Origin of the sequence: Aquibacillus halophilus (assembly GCF_009649745.1) — a bacterium.
Taxonomy (GTDB): domain Bacteria; phylum Bacillota; class Bacilli; order Bacillales; family Amphibacillaceae; genus Aquibacillus; species Aquibacillus halophilus.
Genome location: NZ_WJNG01000014.1, coordinates 35,956 through 54,258, shown reverse-complemented (window position 1 = coordinate 54,258; position 18,303 = coordinate 35,956). Strand labels below are relative to the sequence as shown.

At 35.6% G+C, this 18,303-nt stretch carries 20 protein-coding genes; 7 read left to right on the top strand and 13 right to left on the bottom strand.

Annotated features, from left to right (window positions below; translation table 11 throughout):
- Positions 1–158: 158 nt before the first annotated feature.
- Positions 159–674 (top strand): antibiotic biosynthesis monooxygenase family protein, encoded by a 516-nt coding sequence (locus GH741_RS16005; protein ID WP_153737761.1) that lies wholly within the window; start codon positions 159–161, stop codon positions 672–674.
- A gap of 757 nt (positions 675–1,431) precedes the next feature.
- On the opposite strand, the gene GH741_RS16000 is transcribed toward GH741_RS16005, so the two are convergent.
- From GH741_RS16000 to GH741_RS15975, 6 genes are all read right to left on the bottom strand, one after another.
- Positions 1,432–1,935, bottom strand: a complete 504-nt coding sequence (locus GH741_RS16000) for a thioredoxin family protein (RefSeq protein WP_153737760.1) — start codon at positions 1,933–1,935, stop codon at positions 1,432–1,434.
- The gene (locus GH741_RS15995; protein ID WP_153737759.1) at positions 1,932–2,369 is read right to left on the bottom strand and encodes a disulfide oxidoreductase; all 438 of its coding nucleotides are present in this window, start codon (positions 2,367–2,369) and stop codon (positions 1,932–1,934) included. Before GH741_RS15995 ends, GH741_RS16000 begins: the two co-directional genes overlap by 4 nt.
- 193 nt (positions 2,370–2,562) lie before the next feature.
- Positions 2,563–3,195: a response regulator gene (locus tag GH741_RS15990; protein WP_153737758.1), complete on the bottom strand. Its 633-nt coding sequence runs from the start codon at positions 3,193–3,195 to the stop codon at positions 2,563–2,565.
- Between the two features lie 100 nt (positions 3,196–3,295).
- Positions 3,296–4,333 carry a sensor histidine kinase gene (locus GH741_RS15985; protein WP_153737757.1) on the bottom strand — a complete coding sequence of 346 codons (1,038 nt, stop codon included), beginning with the start codon at positions 4,331–4,333 and terminating at the stop codon, positions 3,296–3,298.
- Positions 4,334–4,350: 17 nt separating this feature from the next.
- Complete coding sequence (gene liaF, locus GH741_RS15980) at positions 4,351–5,124, bottom strand: cell wall-active antibiotics response protein LiaF (RefSeq protein WP_153737756.1); 774 nt, start codon at positions 5,122–5,124, stop codon at positions 4,351–4,353.
- A 250-nt stretch (positions 5,125–5,374) separates the two neighbouring features.
- Entirely contained in the window at positions 5,375–6,046 is a 672-nt protein-coding gene (locus GH741_RS15975) for a phosphatase PAP2 family protein (protein ID WP_153737755.1), read from the bottom strand.
- 262 nt (positions 6,047–6,308) lie between these two features.
- On the opposite strand from GH741_RS15975, the gene GH741_RS15970 reads away from it, so the two are divergent.
- The gene (locus tag GH741_RS15970) at positions 6,309–6,770 is read left to right on the top strand and encodes a ferritin-like domain-containing protein (protein ID WP_153737754.1); all 462 of its coding nucleotides are present in this window, start codon (positions 6,309–6,311) and stop codon (positions 6,768–6,770) included.
- 140 nt (positions 6,771–6,910) lie between these two features.
- Positions 6,911–8,077: a M20 family metallopeptidase gene (locus tag GH741_RS15965; RefSeq protein WP_276608242.1), complete on the top strand. Its 1,167-nt coding sequence runs from the start codon at positions 6,911–6,913 to the stop codon at positions 8,075–8,077.
- A 41-nt stretch (positions 8,078–8,118) separates the two neighbouring features.
- Here GH741_RS15965 and GH741_RS15960 read toward each other — a convergent pair whose 3' ends face one another.
- Genes GH741_RS15960 through GH741_RS15950 form a run of 3 tightly spaced genes read right to left on the bottom strand, consistent with a single transcriptional unit; the run spans position 8,119 to position 10,795 of the window.
- Complete coding sequence (locus tag GH741_RS15960) at positions 8,119–8,832, bottom strand: EcsC family protein (protein WP_153737753.1); 714 nt, start codon at positions 8,830–8,832, stop codon at positions 8,119–8,121.
- 12 nt (positions 8,833–8,844) lie between these two features.
- The gene (locus GH741_RS15955; RefSeq protein ID WP_153737752.1) at positions 8,845–10,059 is read right to left on the bottom strand and encodes an ABC transporter permease; all 1,215 of its coding nucleotides are present in this window, start codon (positions 10,057–10,059) and stop codon (positions 8,845–8,847) included.
- The gene (locus tag GH741_RS15950) at positions 10,052–10,795 is read right to left on the bottom strand and encodes an ABC transporter ATP-binding protein (protein WP_153737751.1); all 744 of its coding nucleotides are present in this window, start codon (positions 10,793–10,795) and stop codon (positions 10,052–10,054) included. Before GH741_RS15950 ends, GH741_RS15955 begins: the two co-directional genes overlap by 8 nt.
- 671 nt (positions 10,796–11,466) lie before the next feature.
- On the opposite strand from GH741_RS15950, the gene GH741_RS15945 reads away from it, so the two are divergent.
- The 3 genes from GH741_RS15945 (at position 11,467) to GH741_RS15935 (ending at position 13,107) form a co-directional block, all read left to right on the top strand.
- Positions 11,467–11,901 (top strand): HIT family protein, encoded by a 435-nt coding sequence (locus GH741_RS15945; RefSeq protein ID WP_153737750.1) that lies wholly within the window; start codon positions 11,467–11,469, stop codon positions 11,899–11,901.
- 183 nt (positions 11,902–12,084) lie between these two features.
- Positions 12,085–12,603 (top strand): tryptophan transporter, encoded by a 519-nt coding sequence (locus GH741_RS15940; protein WP_153737749.1) that lies wholly within the window; start codon positions 12,085–12,087, stop codon positions 12,601–12,603.
- Positions 12,604–12,741: 138 nt separating this feature from the next.
- Positions 12,742–13,107, top strand: coding sequence for a YtxH domain-containing protein (locus GH741_RS15935; protein WP_153737748.1), 366 nt, complete (start codon positions 12,742–12,744; stop codon positions 13,105–13,107).
- Positions 13,108–13,175: 68 nt separating this feature from the next.
- Here the strand turns inward: GH741_RS15935 and GH741_RS15930 are convergent, their stop codons facing one another.
- From GH741_RS15930 to GH741_RS15915, 4 genes are all read right to left on the bottom strand, one after another.
- Entirely contained in the window at positions 13,176–14,108 is a 933-nt protein-coding gene (locus GH741_RS15930; RefSeq protein WP_338079511.1) for a glycine betaine ABC transporter substrate-binding protein, read from the bottom strand.
- Between the two features lie 93 nt (positions 14,109–14,201).
- Positions 14,202–15,152 carry a glycine betaine ABC transporter substrate-binding protein gene (locus tag GH741_RS15925; RefSeq protein ID WP_153737746.1) on the bottom strand — a complete coding sequence of 317 codons (951 nt, stop codon included), beginning with the start codon at positions 15,150–15,152 and terminating at the stop codon, positions 14,202–14,204.
- Between the two features lie 78 nt (positions 15,153–15,230).
- Positions 15,231–16,076 carry an ABC transporter permease gene (locus tag GH741_RS15920; protein WP_153737745.1) on the bottom strand — a complete coding sequence of 282 codons (846 nt, stop codon included), beginning with the start codon at positions 16,074–16,076 and terminating at the stop codon, positions 15,231–15,233.
- Complete coding sequence (locus tag GH741_RS15915) at positions 16,069–17,268, bottom strand: quaternary amine ABC transporter ATP-binding protein (RefSeq protein ID WP_338079509.1); 1,200 nt, start codon at positions 17,266–17,268, stop codon at positions 16,069–16,071. The genes GH741_RS15920 and GH741_RS15915 overlap by 8 nt, the downstream gene beginning before the upstream one ends.
- A gap of 316 nt (positions 17,269–17,584) precedes the next feature.
- Here GH741_RS15915 and GH741_RS15910 point away from each other — a divergent pair, with 316 nt between their 5' ends.
- A complete protein-coding gene (locus GH741_RS15910) occupies positions 17,585–18,091 on the top strand; it encodes a GbsR/MarR family transcriptional regulator (RefSeq protein ID WP_153737743.1) in 507 nt (168 codons plus the stop codon).
- Positions 18,092–18,303 lie beyond the last annotated feature (212 nt).

Below are 18,303 nucleotides of genomic sequence, written 5' to 3'. Positions count from 1 at the left end.
CCTTGTTTGTCTGACTAGACACACATATCTTCTAATTATACGATAGTTGCTCGATAACATAAAGCTGAAAAATTCAATGATAAACTTGCGGTTACACATTAACTATTGCTAAACTGAAATTAATTGTAGTTAGAAACTTAAGTTAGGAGGGGAATAGTATGAAAGCATTTATGACTAATGGAACGTTAGATTATTTAACTAGAATAGATAAACAACACCCAAATCTGAGTCTTTTTTTAATGTATGATCAAGACAATACGCTCGCATATTATGAAGACGAAGGCCCTACTATATTTGATACTCCGAGAGAATTTGAAATTATCGTTTCTAAAGGTGAATTAAAAAATGATGGGTTTGTGGTAATGAACAACATTCCGGTAACTGACGAAGGCAAGCCCATTTTTGAAAGTCAATTTAAACAAAGAGCAGGAATGATTGAGGATACACCGGGATTTTATGCACTACGTGTATTACGCCCTACTAGGGGAAATAAATATGTCGTGATGGTTCAATGGAAAGATTCGCAAAGCTATCAGGAATGGAAAAACTCTGAAGCATTTTCAAAATCTCATTCAAAAACAACGAAGGCAAAAGAGAAACCTTCCTATTCTGCTGGCCCTTCCTATGCAATTAATTATCATATGGTTGAGGATGACGAGGAAGATCAGTTTTAATAAGGCTGTTTTCAAAAAGATTGTGTTATTTACGGATAATCTATAAACTGCGGCGTAACTTACACCACTTCGGAAATACACTACGCTTTCCGCGGGCGGCTGTTGAGCCTCCTCGTGCTGCGCACTGTGGGGTCTCATCTATGCCTTTCCATCCCGCAGGAGTCTCCGTGTATATCCTCCGTTGGGATAGTTTCGTTGTTAGATTACTACATTAAAACAAGTAACCTTGAAGATTACACAGGACTAGAATTAATTTCCTGAACCAACACTCACAAAGAAAATTGAACTTCATTTTCAAGGAGCGTACGTATTCTGCTACACTGGTAATAGTGTTCTGATTATCGAAGGATGAATCCCGTCGCTCTAAGTGCAATGGATTTTATCTTCTTGAACACAAAGCTATTTTAAGATGTTGAACCACACTTTGGTAAGTTTTCCGCTATATCCGTCTTTTTTCATTATTGTTGTAATAAGATGGTGATTGGAGCGGAGGGCAGTCGACTCCAGCGGGAAAAGCGACGGCTAAAAATCCCGCAGGAAGCGGTTTTCTTCCGAGGAAGTTGAAGCGTTGCCCGCGGAAAGCGACTGACCGGAGCGCAAATCAACTAGTAGCTACGCTACGTCGCATTTTATATCAAGTGCGAAGATTTAAAAGCAACAAAACTTACGAAAAGACCCTTTAATAAAATAGGAAAACCCGCTTGTTAGCAAGCGGGTTTTTTCTATAAGAAATAAGTTTACTTTATGAATTTCACATTTATTCAGAGTCTGTTTCAGCGCTCGAATCTGAATCTAATACATGCTCGTTAAAGAAATTGTCAAACTCAATTATTGGTCGTGCCCCATTAATCCGAGCAACCTCTTCTCCGTTCTCATAGTGCACAATTGTTGGAGTACTTTCAATATTAAAGGTGTTCCAAGCTCCTTCAAATTCCAACAGATTTAATTTCTTTAAATCAATTTCAAGTCCTTCCGTCATAGGTACAATTAAAGGTGTAGTATTCTGGCAATGGATACAGTCAGGACTATAGAAATACACTGTTACGTCCTCATTATTTTCTAATCTTTCTTCGAGTTCATTTGGTAAGATTTGATTTTGGTATAATGGGTCATTTAATTGATCAATCGTACCTTGTTCTAAAGAACTCTTACCGTATGGATTACCCTCTGATTGTTGTTGATTTTGGTAGCTCACAACGAATGCAAGTGCACCAAATAATAGAACAAGTACTATAATAAAGGTAATCATATTTTTCTTCATTGGTCACGTCTCCTTTGTTGGATAAGTAGCATACTATGAAAACTAAAGATAACAATAAATGCAGTTAATGCTAAAAATGGTATCGTAATAAATCCAAGATAATTAATATACTCAACATTACAAGGAACAATTCCGCACGAAGCTCCATTTTCACTTAACATTGGTAGTTTCTGAATAAGATAGTGATAACCCGAAACGAATATACCAATACCACTCAAAATGAATCCCGGAAATCCTAAGTTGATATCCTTTTTAATTAAAGCATACCCATAGATAACCACAAGGGGATACATTAAAATTCGTTGGTACCAACACAACTCACATGGAACAAAGCCCATGATTTCAGAAAAAAACAGACTTCCTAGCATGGCTACCAGACTTTGTGCCCATATAAGAAACAAAATCTGTTCTTTCCGATTTTCCGTTTTTGACATTATGTGTACACCTCTACCTTTTTTCTACTATAAGTCAATTATTTCACTAATAGGATATAACATCATTTATGCTAGCCTATTTAAATTTTGACAACAAAAATATTATACTAGTCTACTTATAAAAAGACAAAGAGAAAGAAACTACAAAATAGAAAAGGCCCTTACCAGAGGGCAAGGACAAGACTCTATTATTTCATTTTCTAAATAAACCGTTTTTATGTGCATATACAGCCGCTTGAGTACGATCATGTACAGCTAATTTACCTAAAACATTACTAACATGAGTTTTTACTGTTTTAATTCCAATAAATAACTTATCACCAATTTCTTGGTTAGTTAAGCCGTCACCTATACATAGTAATACTTCCATTTCTCTTTCAGTTAATTCCTCGTGTGGTTTACTATTTTGCGATCGAAAGCTAGTCATCATTTTGTTCGCCACTTTCGGCTCTATTACTGTTTCCCCCTTATATGCTTTTTTAATAGCTGTAGCAATCTCATCAGCAGATGACGTTTTCAGCATATAACTAAAAGCACCAGCCTCAAGTGCCGGGAAAACCTGTTCATCGTCATAATAGCTTGTGAGAATGATAACCTTACATTCAGGAAGAGTGTTCATGATCTGCCTAGTAGCTTCAATTCCAGTACCATTTTCCATTATTAAATCCATTAATACGACATCCGGTTTCTTTTCAATAACTATTTTTGCACCATCATTTCCACTAGATGCTTCACCAACAATCTCTAAATCTGGTTCTGTCATTAAATAGGAGATGACGCCCTTTCTTACTACATCATGATCATCTACAACGACTACTCTTATCAACTTTCCACGCTCCTTTTATTCATCTAAATTAAAGTGAAATTCCAACAATAGTATGTGAAAACTGTTGGATTGCTTCAATCGGTCTCCACCTATGAATGACCTATAATGGAATTCTAATATCTAGGTGCGTACCTTCCCCTTGGATTGATCGAATGGCAAAGGTCCCGCCAATTTCCTCGCTTCGTTCTTTCATTGTTTTTAAGCCATATGAGGTTTTCTTCTGCTGGTTGTTCTCTAGCTCAAATCCCTTGCCATTATCCGCTATATGAACAAATAATTCATTGTTTCGCTTAACTATTTCTGTTGTTACTTCTGTAGCATTTGAATGTCTTAATATGTTAGAGAGCGCCTCTTGAACAATCCTAAACAAATGCTCTTCCGTCGTTTCGGAAAGCTCCTGTATTTCTTCGATATGTAAATGGAATTCAATTTGACATTTCTGCTTCAATTCTTCAATCAGATTTTGAATTCCTATTTGTAGCGGCTCACCCGACAGATCAACTGGTCGTAGGTGTAACAACAATGCACGCATTTCGGTCTGCGCCTTTAAAGCAGTCGCAGATATTTCCTTAACTTGCTCCTTAGCCTGTTCCGGATTTTTATCAAATAACCGCAATGATGCCTGCGACATCATTGTTAAAGCGAACAACTGCTGACTAACTGCATCATGCAAATCTCGCGCCAATCTTTGCCTTTCCTCTATTGTTGCTGCTTTATGAGCAGACTTTGCATATTCCGACTTTTCATCTGCCAAACGTTGCAAGGATTTAACTTGTCCCTGCATTTTTTCGCCAAGCTCATTTAATTCAGAACCGATTCTAGAGATTTCATCATCATCATTGTCATATACCCTTGAGGAATAGTTACCACGAGCTAATTGGGCAATTAAAACAGACAGATAGTCTAATCGGTCCTTCATGTCACCACTTGATTTAAATCCAACATAAATGGAAAAAAGAAACGCTAAAACGACATAAGTAATAATAAAGACAAAAATGCCAACCTTACTCAACCAACTAGGTTCGAACAAAACATGAATAGACAGTAATATTGCCATTAACGTAACGGTAGTTAAAAACAAACCATATAAATGAGACCTTATAAATGCATAACGAATTGAACTCAACCGATTTAACAAATTCAATTCCCCCTTACTTACACTTTATCTACTCGAATGGAACCAGCTTTAAGATTTAGGTATATATTTAATTTTCTAGTCGATTCATCATAATTTGGAGTTACATAGGTCAACTCACGATTAATTCCGTCAGCCGATTGACCAAAAACATTAATATCACCAGCTTTTACATGTGCCTCTAGCGAAAATTCAACATTTTCAGGCATTAGAATGCGAATATCCCCGGCCCAGCCTTGGATACTAACAGGAATCTCTTTGTCAGGAATAAACGCTTTTGTAAAGTCAATATGATAATCTCCGACAGCATTCCATAACTCCATCGGTTCAACCTTCCAATTGGGTGTATTAAATTTATGGTCTCCAATAGCAAATTTCTGTTTTTTTCCGTACATTTTTTCACTATCTTTGTGATCGTCCGAATCAAAAATAAACTGAAATTTCTTTTGCTTATTACGCTTATTTGATGTACCAAAAATACTGAATCCTAAATAAACAATTAGTAATGGCCAAAGCTTATAAATATCCCAAAAGTTAAATACAATTATATTAAAACGATCCAACAAAAGTAATCCTCCGAAAATCACAAAGAAAGAACCTGCCCATAGACCTCCCTTTCCTTTGAAACCATCCCATAACCATTTAAAACCTAATAGAACAAAAAATGCTGGATATATATAATTCCATGCTTCTGTAAGCTCCCAGGATACTACCCCCACATTTATTAAAACCAAAGCAATTCCTAAAAGTATGATAATGATAGCAACGATATTACGTAGGAAATTATTCTTCATTGTCATTTCACCCTTTGTATATACTTATTTGTTATATTCGAACTCTAAATCAAAAATCCCTCTTTATTAAACAATCGTTATAAAACTTAGTAACTACCATAACGACTATCAACAATTCTCCAACTAAGATAATATACTGTATATTAATACCAACTGCAATGAGAATTAGCCGTTTAGACTACTAATTAACCTTAAACTTATTGTAAATAAAAAATAGCCGATCATTAACGACCGGCAGAAGGGTTTTGTCTCAGTCTCTAGACGGAGATTCATAATAGAAAAATCTATGTTTCAATTTTATTAACAAATGATAGAGTCCAATCCAGAGCATTAAAAATAAGAAACCAAAAGCATAACCAGCTAAAACATCTGTTAGGTAATGGACACGAATTACATATCGACTCATTCCAATTAATAAAATTAACATAACACCAACTATATTAATCCAAAGGGACACAGATCCTGATTTAGTATATTTAATTAAAAAATAAATAAAGAGGCCATACGCAATCATTGATACCATGGCATGTCCGGAAGGAAAGCTATATCCAACACCTTCAGCTCCTTCAAGGATTCTAGGTCTCTCTCTTTCTACCAGTACCTTAATCCAATGATTTAGCCTATACCCAACTAGTGCTCCCAATGGACACATCAATGCTGCTACCCAATCTTTAGAGAATCGCCAGATAAATATTGCGAAAACAACACTGAATGGAGTAAGAAAAGTTCCTGATCCTAGTTCTGTTAGCCAACGAAAAATAAAAAATATCATAGAAGAATCTAATTCAGCCACCAAAGGGGATGACCATTGGTCGATGATGGGTGTCTCTTTATCTGTTACCCTAATAGTTAACAGGACACTAGCCACTGTAGCAAAAATTAAAAAAGAGATAAAAAAATACCTTCGCTTAGATTGATTCATTCTGCTCTCCTCTTTCACCTTAAAATCTACTTATAGTTATACACTAGTTAAGGACATCTATAAACAATTATAGGACATGTTTGGTTAATGTTGAGTAAAAAGAGGATTCTAATACGGCTTTAGTAACCAAAGCAAGTTCACAACCATCTTAAGTCATAAAGTTGTCACTTTATATAATTTAATTAAACAAAATACGTTTACAATCATTCTAAATGGGAATTGTACTTATATACTGAACAAAATCGTGAAAGGATGTTGTAACATGGCAGACAATATAAGAGAACTTAAAAATGATACTAAGCTTCAAGAATTAATTGATGGCTTAAACGAGGATTTAGCAAACGAATATGCTGCAACTATTATGTACACTTACCACGCATCAGTCGTTTCCGGTTTATACCGTTCTATTTTGAAGCCATTTTTCGAAGATGAGATTAATGATGAAATCGGGCATGCCTTATACTTATCAGACAAAATCAAAACACTAGGTGGTACTCCTACAACTACACCAGTTAAAGTTAAACAACTAAGTGATGTTAAGGATATGCTTGAAGAAACTAGAAGAGCGGAGGAAGATACAATTATCCGCTACGAAAAACGTAAAAAGCAAGCCGAAGAACTAGGACTTACTGAGTTGGTAGTTAAGTTAGAAGACATGATCTCAGATGAAACTGGTCACAAAGAGGAAGCAGATAGAATACTATCAGATTCAAGCTTTTCTTAATAAAATAAACAGACTGTTGAAATAACCTTCTGAAGCTCAGAAGGTTATTTTTATGCGCTATATAGAAACACGGTAGCACTCGAGAGTTGAATTATATGTGATATAATATGAAAAAATGAATTTATAAGGGGGATATTACTTTGTGGAAGAAATTATTATCTTCTGTTGACTCTCTATATGATGAGATGGTAGAGATGCGAAGATATTTGCATCAATATCCTGAGCTGTCATTTGAAGAGTATAAAACTGCGGCATACATTGCAGATACATATCAAAAAATAGGTATCCCATATCAATCACAGGTTGGTGGCAATGGAGTAGTTGCTAGATTAGTAGGTGGTCAACCAGGTAAGACAATAGCAATTCGCGCCGATTTTGATGGTTTACCAATCCAAGATGAAAAGGATGTACCTTATAAATCTAAGGTTGATGGCGTCATGCATGCTTGTGGCCACGATGGTCATACAACTACACTGCTCACATTAGCTAAGGTATTTAAACAATTTCAAAGTGAACTACCAGGCACAATTGTGTTCATTCACCAACATGCTGAGGAACTTGCACCAGGTGGAGCTAAAGCTATGGTTGATGCTGGTATATTAAATGATGTTGATGCTGTGTTCGGAACACATTTATGGACAAACACACCTTATGGCAAAGTACAAACTGCTCCAAAGGAATTTATGGCTGGAGCAGATCGTTTTACTATAACTATTCGTGGTACAGGTGGACATGGCGCCATGCCACACCAGACTAAGGATGCAATTGTTATCGGCTCACAAGTAGTGACCAATTTACAACAAATTGTAAGTCGCCGAATTGATCCATTAAGTCCGGCAGTCCTAACGATTGGAACATTTAAATCTGGAAGTACTTTTAACATTATTGCTGATACCGCAACCATTACAGGTACAGTTAGAACATTTGATCCAGAGCTTCAAGATCAGATTATCGATGAGATGGAAAAAATTATTAAAGGGACTTGCTTATCTTATGAAGCTAAATACGAATTCACCTATGAAAAAGGATATCCTCCAGTGATCAATCACCCTGAGGAGGCTTCACTAGTATTAAAAGCCGCATCTCAAATTGATGAAGTAGAATCCGAAGAAATTGTACCTAGCATGACAGGAGAAGATTTTTCCTATTACCTTTTAGAAAAACCTGGTGCCTTCTTTTTTACAGGGGCACAAAAAGAAGGCCATTTCTATCCTCATCATCATCCTAAATTTGATATCGATGAGCGAGCGATGGTTTTAGCCGCTAAGACATTGATTCAAACTGTCAAACTTTATCAGGAAAAATAATAACCAAAAGCGATTACTAAATTAGTAATCGCTTTTGGTTATTAAGACAATATTCGAAGCCGATAGATTTGTATTGCAGTATCACCTAATTGATCTAACAACTTTCGGTTAGCAAAGGCACCTACTATTGCACCAAATCCTGGAATTAACTGCATCATTTTCACAAAGTCAATTGAATCTCGATACTCTAATTGCAACATCTTCCAATCTACCTCTTTAAGCACGTCTTTCTCTTTTTCCCAATCAATTAACGTGGTTAACACGTCACCACGCTTTTCATCACTAGAAAATGCTAGCATGAAAATATGCAGTACATACATTCTCTCTTCATATTTATCCACATCATATCCATAGATACGCGCGGTATCAAATAGAAATTTCATTTTAATACTTAGTAATAGGGGAAAATCAGCTATCCCAAGAAAAATCCCGCCTGCACCTGTACCAGCACCCTCTAGCATAGCTGTTTTTTTATACTGCTTCAATCGCTGATTTACTTGATTTTCTTTCTCTTCAAATATCCAGTCCGTTTGTACATCGATTGGGTGAATATAGTTGGATGAAGTTAATGCTAGCTCAATCATTTTTTTTACACTTTCCGTGACAACACGGTGAACTTTTTCAGGCACTCTATTGTTGATTTTAGATTGTATACTCTTTGACGTTCGTTTAACAATCGATGACTTTTTCTGTAGTGATCGTTGAAATCGTTGTGCCTCATTTAAAGCTTTTTGTTCGTAAGTGGATTCTGACATTTGCCGTCTCCTTTAGGTCAATCTTTTTTTAACATACCCATGAACAAAAAGATAACTAAACAGGGTACCACCTAACCATACGATTACAAGACCACTAATGTTTCCTAAGAACATGAATAAAAGTCCAAATAGTAAGGTTTGACTAAGCATCAGGGCAAGCAACCATGAGGTGAATGCTTGTTCTCTCCACTCTTTTTTTACCGGATAGATATCTAACCAAGCTATTGTCCGATAATGTTGCCACAACGTCATCATTTGGAAACCACTTAAGTAAATGAATAATATACTAAAAGCTATTTGTATTCCCATATTAGGGATAAAGTAGACTGATAATGCACCTATGATGAAAAGACGACTATAGATACCTAAATACTCTCCACTTCGAATGGTCGTTATTCGATATAAATATGCAAATGTTTTTTCTTGTTTATAAGGAACATTTCTAACGATTAAAGCTACTAGCCAATGCCTTTTCTTAATTTGTGTTTTTAAATGAGGTACATCCGTAAACATATTTGCGATCCGATAAAACGTCCGCATTCGCATTCGATCCTTCTCGACTAGTAAATCCCAAACAATCCCTACGTTTTGTTTAGATAAATAAAAGTCATACATAAACAGACCAAATAACAGTATCGTCGTAATTCCTGCGAACAAAACTTCTCCATTTATAAAGAAAAAGAACGTAAAAAAGTTCAACAGGAATCTAATGGTATGATCTATAGTACGACTTCTTATATCCCTTATTTTTAAGATCCACCAATTAGCAAACAAATTCCACACCTTCAAAACAAGTAGAATCACAATAACTAAAATATAAGGACTGTTAGTCCCTACTGGAAAGGAAGCAAAATATAACGGACCTAGTACTGCAGCAATTAAAAAGACTAAATACAATTGAACAACAAAACTATAAATCAAGCTACTTCTAAAATATGGCCCCATCTTGTGTTCAGCTGGTAATAAAAAGACAAGATCAGGTTCCTTTAATAGCGTTCTAACAGGACTGTAACTAGCCACAATACTGAACAGCAGACTTATAATCAATACGGACGGAAAGTTTTCAGGAATAATTGCCAGCCATTGCTGATAATAAAAGGCAAGTGCTGACACGATGAATAACATTGCGATTACTAAATGACCAGTAAATATATATCGCAAATAACGACTAATCTCTTTTAAGTGCGCAGAAAAACGCTCGTTAAAAAATTGTTGAGCATTAAACATAACTATCTTCCTTTGTAAGTTGCACATATAAATCATCAAGGGTAGCCGTTGGCATATTAAATTCCTGTCTTAACTCATTTAAGGTTCCTTGTGCCTTTACCCTACCTTCATGCAAGATAACGAACCGGTCACAATACCGTTCTGCTGTCGCTAGTATATGTGTGGACATTAAAATTCCTGATCCCTTTTCTTTCATCTCGTCCATCAGTTGTAAATAAGATTGAATTCCCAAAGGATCGAGCCCAACAAATGGTTCATCAACGATATATAAAGCTGGTTCTATTAAAAAAGCACACATAATCATTACTTTTTGTCTCATTCCTTTTGAAAAATGAACCGGAAACCATTTAAGTTTCTTTTCTAGCCTAAATTCCTTTAGTAAAGGATCCAACCTCTTTTTAAATGTATCTTCTGGAATATCATATGCCATTGCTGTTAAACGCAGATGTTCATAAAGAGTTAATTCATCATAAAGCAGAGGCATTTCTGGAATATAGGAAAAGGTGCTCCGGTACGACTCGGGAGAATCCTCAAACCTTTTCCCTTCAATTTCAACTTTTCCTTTTTTTGCTTGCATTAAGCCGATAATATGTTTAATTGTAGTACTCTTCCCCGCCCCATTTAATCCAATAAGACCGACAATTTCGTTTGGGAATACATCAAAAGAAATTCCGTGTAAAACATTTTTACGAGTATATCCACCTTCTAAGTTTTCAATATGTAATAAAGGATTCAAATCACTTTACCTCCTAATAATTCTGAACACATGTATAGTTGATTCAAATTCTACCATTTTACCATAGCTTTGCCAAAAATATACTTCTTTTAACTTTTAACTATTTACATGAATATATTTACTCTATTCGGAACAAAATAGCGATAGAAGGAGTTACGATATTTTCACTTTTACTAAACGACAATTAAATTGTGGAATTTCACGAAATGAGGTGTCGGTGAAAGATATTCATCTAGTTTTACAAACCTCTTCCAAAATGGGAGCCAACTACTCTAGCCAAATGGGGTGTTGACGAAAGGTTTATAACTTGTTACCCAAAATGAATCATTCCCCTGGTTCACAATTACGTTCAAGTTCATGATTCAGATGATGAAATTATCTTTCTCCTTCTAACAGCGGGTTGTCCTTAATCAGCAAGGTCTTATGACTGAACTGCATTTGGACTAACCCGCTTGTTTTTTGTCCTGCCCTTAATGCTTTACATATGACTACCAAAATTTATACAATAAAGGAAGCTTAGTAATTGCTTAGAATCCTAGTTGCCCTAAGTCCATGTTATAAAGAACATCTTAAGTAAATGACCGTTAGTCACTGTGAACGCAGATACCAACAGTCACAACTTATCTTCCATTTCGAATTACTAACCACTTAAAGAAAATAGGAGTGATAAAATGAGTCATTCAGAAGATTGCCTTTTTTGTAAAATAGTGAACGGTGAGATACCTTCAGCAAAAGTATATGAAGATGACTATGTCTATGCTTTCCTAGATATAAGTCAAGTAACCAAAGGCCATACATTAATAATCCCTAAGGACCACTTCAAAGATATTTATGAAACCCCTTCGGATGTTGCGGCACAATTATTCAACCGTGTTCCTATAGTAGCTAAGGCTATTAAAGAAGCCTATCAACCTATTGGGTTAAATGTTCTAAATAATAACGAAGAGCCTGCTGGTCAATCCGTATTTCATATACATATACACCTAATTCCTCGTTATGGCAAAGGTGATGGGTTTGGTGCGGTTTGGAAAACTAATAGTGACGATTATACAAAAGAAGACCTTCAAAAAATCGCTAGTGACATTACTAATCAAATAAACACTTAAATACCGTCCAATCTAAATATTCAAGAAAATCTCTAGTAAAGATAACTAGAGATTTTCTTATTATCTAAAATTATATCTTTTTATTCTGATTATTCTTTGCTATACTTGTTACTAACCTTCGCAATTAGCAATCAGTGCATAATTGGAAGGAATATAGCATAGTTGAGTAGAGGAGAGAGTTTTATGAAGACAAGAGTTTTAATTATTTTATCATTATTTATTGGGATCGGTGCTGTATTACACGCCATTGCCCCGCCAATATTGTTTGGGATGAGACCAGATATAATGTTGCCGATGATGTTTCTAGGAATATTATTATTTCCTAAAACACAATATGTTTTATTATTATCAATAGTGACTGGTATTATATCCGCCCTAACAACTACAGTTCCAGGTGGACAAATTTCTAATATCGTTGATAAACCTATTACCGCATTTATATTTTTTGGATTATTATTGCTTGTTCGTGACCGTACCAAATTAAATATTGCAGCACCAGTTCTTGCTGCTATTGGAACTATGGTTAGTGGTACTGTCTTCTTAGTAATGGCATTGTATGTGATAGGATTGTTACCAGGTAGCTTTATCGCATTATTCTCTGCGGTTGTCCTTCCTGCTACACTATTTAACGTAATCTTCATTGTAATTTTATATCCTATCGTAACCAACATTATGAAAAGAGCTCAACCTGTTACATTATAATTAAAGAGGATAAGCGAACCCCCGAAATGTCTCGGGGGTTCTTTTTATTCTACTCATAAAAAAATTGTTAAATTTAAATGTTTTATAATTACAAAATTCGTGAAAATAGTATAATATGGATAGAAAGGAGTGTAAGCGATGGCAAATGGAAAATCATTACTACTCGGCTTTATTTTTGGAGGAGTTGTAAGTGGTGCAGCTACTTTACTTAGTACTCCAACTTCTGGAAGAGATCTCCGCAATCAGGCAGTATCACGGGGAGAAGATTTAGTTCATTCGTTCGAAAGGTTAAAAGATGAAGGGTTCCACTTATCTGATCAAATTGCTCAAACGTCTAAAGAAGGTATATCGTTAATTAAAGAGTTATCTACAGATATGAAGCAATCAATTGAGAGCTGGAAAAGAACGATTGAGCCCCATCAAAAAAACATCCAAAAGTACTTAACACAAATTGAGGAAAGCTTGAGGGAATTAGAAGAGAAAAACTCAAGAAAAGAAAATTAACATTAATCAAACAAAAGTTTGTCGTCAACTGACGCAAACTTTTGTTTTTTATCTTTTCAAGTTTAAAGTTAATCTGCTGCTTCTAATTCTTCAATAGATTTTATATCCATATATTCTGGAACGACTAAACCAATTTTTGCACCTTTAAGGTTTTCACCTAAATCCTCAAATTCACCTTCATAGGCATCATAGAAGTCTCCATGCGTTCTGGGTAGCCAAGGTGCCAGTGAAGCGTCTGCATCACCTGTAGCGACTGCTTGTATCATTACTGAAGGGTCTACAGGTGTTAACGTTACATCATATCCTTGATTTTCGAGCACTTGACTCATTACATGAGCGGATGACCTTTCTGTATCCCAAGGTGTTAAAACAAGTTTTATTTTTTGACCGTCAACTTGTTGAAGTCCTTCTGTCCATTCAGAAACCCTTTCTTTATTATCATCATGCTCGACCCATTTTTTTGCCGCTTCCTCAAATTCCATCTCCTGAGCTTGTTGCATTAAGTTTTCCATATCCTCTGGTTCCCAGTGAAATCTATCTAGGATCTCATAGGCTTCTGGCATGTCAGTCTTTAAGTCCTTTCTAACTATCGTACTAATATACTCGACATCACCATAAATTCCTTTTGGATCTTCTAGATATTTAAGATCCCATTCAGCAAACATCCAATGGGGAGACCAGCCTGTAATTACAATCGGTTCTTCATTGTCATAAGCATCTTTTAGAGAGGTTAACATAGCTGCAGTCGATGCGGTTTGAAATTCCCAACCAGATAAATTCTCATAGCCTTCTAAAGCTTTCTCTGTTGCTTGTGTTATGCCTGCACCGGGTTCAATACCTGTAATTGTATAATTCATCTCTTCACTAACATTTAAATTAGTCTCATTTTCAGCTTGGCTATCTTTTTCTTCTTCTTTATCATCTCCTCCACAACCAGAAATAATTATTGCTAAAGATAACCCCAACAATAGACTTATTTTTTTCCAGAAATACTTGTTCACATTAAACTCTCCTTCTTTATTTAAGTGCAAAAAAAAGAACTGCCCTTAGTTTTACCCAAGAACAGTTCTTTATATTATTTGAAAGATGTTTTTTTACTCTACTGCTGTCCACTCATCAACTTTATCTTGATTTGCTTCAATCCAAGCAGCTGCTGCATCCTCTACAGAAGCGCCGTTAGACACCTCTAACATGATTGACTCCATGTCTGCTGGAGTCCAGTTAAATTGATCTAATATTTGGTATGCTGCAGGACTATCTTCTTCAAGTCCTTGACGTACCATTGTCTCGATTGTTTCTGCACCACCAAAAGACTCTTCTGGATCTTCTAGATATTTAAGATCGTATTGAGCGAATTTCCAGTGTGGAGTCCATCCGGTAACAACGATTGGCTCATTATTTTCAACAGCCTCACCTAATGCGGTTGCCATAGCACCACTAGAAGAAGTTTGTACTTCAAATCCCTCTAAGCCATAATCCTCCACTGATTGTTCAGCAGCCTGAACAACACCAGCACCTGGTTCGATACCAGTAATTTTACCATCTAATTCTTCTGTAAAGTTAGCAAGATCTCCAATAGATTCAGCCTCCATATAAGCCGGAACAACTAAACCAATTTTAGCACCTTCTAAGTTTGGACCTAACTCAACAAGATTTTCTTTGTGTTCTTCATATAATGGCCCGTGAGTTCCTGGTAACCAAGCTGCTACCATTCCATCTGCATCTCCATTTGCAACCGACTGCCACATTACAGCGTTATCGATTGGTGTTATCGTAACATCATACCCTTGTTCTTCAAGTACCTGACTAATAACATTTGTAGAAGCAATTTCAGAATCCCATTCTACATAAACAAGCTCAAGTTCCTCGTTACCTAATTCTGCACCAGTTGCAGTGTCTTCTTCGCCTGTTTCTTCTCCAGTATCTGCACCAGTATCATCGGTGCCTGTATCAGTATCTTCTTCATTACCACCACACGCAACTAATACTAACGATAACAATAGTACAGCTACTAGGCCAAAATGTTTCCATTGTAATTTTATCATAACTAATAAATCTCCCCAATCTTCTTTTTTATTTATGGTAAACTCTTCCGAAAAGAAAAGTTGCCAACAAGTTAAGTGTTAATTTGCATTCTTCGTGTTCAAATTTTGAGTGAAACGGTCAATAATAATAGCTAGAATTACAATTCCTATACCAGCTACGAAACCTGTTCCAACTTGTGCACGTTGTAAGGCGGAAAGTACTTCCCTTCCTAAACCTGGTGCACCAATCATTGACGCAATTACAACCATAGACAGTGATAACATAACAGTTTGGTTAATCCCTGCCATAATTGTGCTCTTTGCCATTGGCAGTTCGACTTTAAACAGTTTCTGAGACCCAGTACTACCAAAGGCTTCTGAAGCTTCTACAAGCTCCTTCGACACCTGTCTAATACCTAGATTGGTAAATCGGACAGTAGGTGGGGTAGCGAATATCAATGAAGCAAACACACCTGGTACCATTCCAATACTGAAAAAAGCTACTGCAGGAATTAAGTAAACAAAGGCAGGCATTGTTTGCATAAAGTCCAAAATTGGAGTAATTATGTTTTCTGCAGTTTTACTTTTAGACATCAAGATACCAAATGGAACCCCAATTATTACCGAAAGAACACTTGAAATAATTACTAACGTTAGAGTAAACATAAGTTCTTCCCAGAATCCTTGGTTATAGATAAGCCATAAACCAACTATAGAAAAAGCAGCTAGTCCAAATTTTTTACCACTTACCCAAAAAGCCAGAGCTGCAACTATTATAATAACGATAATTGGTGGAATTGCGGATAAACTATCTGCCACCCATTCCATAAAGTCCCCAAACTGATTCTTAATTGGGTTGAAAAGAAATGAAAAAGTATCTGTAATTTGGTCTGTTAACCATTCTATAAATTCAGCGATTGGAATTTTAGCAATAAAATCAAGCATTGTCTATCTTCACCTCGCCTTCTCCAACAAGTGCAGCAATGACAGCACCACGAACAATAATTCCTAATAATTTCCCATCCTCAACTACAGCTATTGGTACTGGAGAGTTATGAATAACTTCAAAAATATCGTGCATTGAGGTATCCTTAGTAACTGTCGGAACATCTGTTTTCAATATTTTATTGAGGTCTCGAATTTCGTTCTTACGGGCCTCGGAAGCGTCATCTGCTGTAACATAACCTTTCAAATTACGCTTACTATCCGTTACATAAATACTTGATAATCCTTCTTCTTTCATAATTTCTAAAGCAACTCTTGGGCCGTGTTTTTCAATATTAATTGTTGCTGGCCGCTTCATAATGTGTTCTGCTGTTAGAACTTTGGAACGATCTACATCTTGGACAAATCTCTCTACATATTCATTGGCAGGATTGACGAGGATTTCCTCAGGAGAACCGATTTGAACTATTTTACCATCCTTCATTAATGCAATCCGGTCACCAATTCTTAGTGCCTCATCTAAATCGTGGGTTATAAATATGATTGTTTTCTGCATAGATTCTTGTAAATCGAGTAGTTCATCTTGCATATCTTTACGGATCAAAGGATCTAATGCCGAAAATGCTTCGTCCATCAACAATACGTCGGGATCATTAGCCAACGCTCTTGCTAAACCAACTCGCTGTTGCATACCACCGGATAGTTGTTCTGGATATTGGTGTATATAATCTCCTAAACCAACGAGATCTAGTGATTCTTTAGCTTTCTTACTTCTTTCTTCTTTTTCAATACCTTGGATTTCCAAGCCGAATTCAGCATTTTCTAATATGCTTCGATGCGGAAACAAAGCAAACTTTTGAAATACCATACTCATTTTTTCTCTACGAACTCGTCGGAGAATGTTTTTATCTACCTTAGCTAAGTCTTCTTGGTCAACAAATACACTACCTTCTGTTGGCTCAATTAACCTGTTAAGTAATCGTACTAATGTTGATTTACCACTCCCTGATAAACCCATAATAACAAAAACTTCTCCTGCTTCTACTTCGAAAGAAGCTCTGTTGACACCAACAGTACATCCAGTCTCTTTTAGAATTTCTTCTTTTGATTTGCCTTGATCTAGGAGTTTAAGTGCTTCTTTTGTATTTTTACCAAATACTTTAGATAACCCCTCTACTTTAATGACGGACACTAAATTCACCTCTCTTAACAATTAGATAACTTCCCATTCCTTTTTTATATAATTCATAAACATTATTAAGAGAACGGAAATTGTTTTTAGATTATAATCATTCCTTTAATACTATATCCCTTTTTCTATTTATAATTCAAACAATAAATACTATTAGTTTCGTACAAATTTTACGAACAGTTTATTCTGTACAGACTTTACAGTGCAATTTCTTTCATATTTAACCATTTACTTGATAATGCACCTACATATGTAATTTCCAAAAAAAAAATATTTGATGTACTCTTTATATAGTAACAGTTTAAAGGAGGTTCCTATGTCCGCAAGTCAACTTGTTGAGATTAATAACTTAATTATTACCGAATTTTCAAAGACAGTGGAAATATTTGATTTGCCTCCAGTAGAGGCTAGGTTGTTTTCAATTCTTTATTTAGAAAACACTCCAATGACTCTTGATCAAATGAGTGAAGCATTAGGAAAAAGTAAAACTTCTATTAGTACTGGCATTCGAAATTTATTAGAGTCAAATTTAGTTCAACGTGTTTGGATAAAAGGTGTTCGCAAAGATTTATACACTGCAAATGAAAACCTTTACAATAAATTCATGAATTCCTTCCTTCACAAAAGGATAGATACTGTTAATCGGCAAAAGGATTTACTAAAACAAATAGAAAGTAGGTTAGAGGAAGAGGCAATACCTTCCAAAGAAAAGCCTCATTCGGATGAATTGGAAGGAATATACAGTAGACTAAGAGAAATGATTACATTCAACAATAAAGTCGAACAAGCTTTCAAAAAAATAAAAAACAATTCCTCCCAATAAAAGTTTCAAAGAAGGAAGGGGAAATCCCTCCTTCTTAGTGTTTAGATACTTAATACTTAAACTTAGTAGGATATCATTTCAAATCAACAGAAAATCAATTATATAACTCTTTTTCTAACTATGTTTCAATGCTTTTTGTTCTGTTTCTAGGATAACAATTTAATCTAGGCTATATTAGTTAGATTTGTTTACTACAAATACCCACGCGTAAG

Coding starts and splice junctions, on each gene's coding strand:
- GH741_RS16005 (WP_153737761.1), top strand. CDS start 159: ATGAAAGCATTTATGACTAATGGAACGTTAGATTATTTAACTAGAATA.
- GH741_RS16000 (WP_153737760.1), bottom strand. CDS start 1,935: ATGAAGAAAAATATGATTACCTTTATTATAGTACTTGTTCTATTATTT.
- GH741_RS15995 (WP_153737759.1), bottom strand. CDS start 2,369: ATGTCAAAAACGGAAAATCGGAAAGAACAGATTTTGTTTCTTATATGG.
- liaF (WP_153737756.1), bottom strand. CDS start 5,124: ATGAAGAATAATTTCCTACGTAATATCGTTGCTATCATTATCATACTT.
- GH741_RS15975 (WP_153737755.1), bottom strand. CDS start 6,046: ATGAATCAATCTAAGCGAAGGTATTTTTTTATCTCTTTTTTAATTTTT.
- GH741_RS15970 (WP_153737754.1), top strand. CDS start 6,309: ATGGCAGACAATATAAGAGAACTTAAAAATGATACTAAGCTTCAAGAA.
- GH741_RS15960 (WP_153737753.1), bottom strand. CDS start 8,832: ATGTCAGAATCCACTTACGAACAAAAAGCTTTAAATGAGGCACAACGA.
- GH741_RS15955 (WP_153737752.1), bottom strand. CDS start 10,059: ATGTTTAATGCTCAACAATTTTTTAACGAGCGTTTTTCTGCGCACTTA.
- GH741_RS15945 (WP_153737750.1), top strand. CDS start 11,467: ATGAGTCATTCAGAAGATTGCCTTTTTTGTAAAATAGTGAACGGTGAG.
- GH741_RS15940 (WP_153737749.1), top strand. CDS start 12,085: ATGAAGACAAGAGTTTTAATTATTTTATCATTATTTATTGGGATCGGT.
- GH741_RS15935 (WP_153737748.1), top strand. CDS start 12,742: ATGGCAAATGGAAAATCATTACTACTCGGCTTTATTTTTGGAGGAGTT.
- GH741_RS15925 (WP_153737746.1), bottom strand. CDS start 15,152: ATGATAAAATTACAATGGAAACATTTTGGCCTAGTAGCTGTACTATTG.
- GH741_RS15920 (WP_153737745.1), bottom strand. CDS start 16,076: ATGCTTGATTTTATTGCTAAAATTCCAATCGCTGAATTTATAGAATGG.
- GH741_RS15910 (WP_153737743.1), top strand. CDS start 17,585: ATGTCCGCAAGTCAACTTGTTGAGATTAATAACTTAATTATTACCGAA.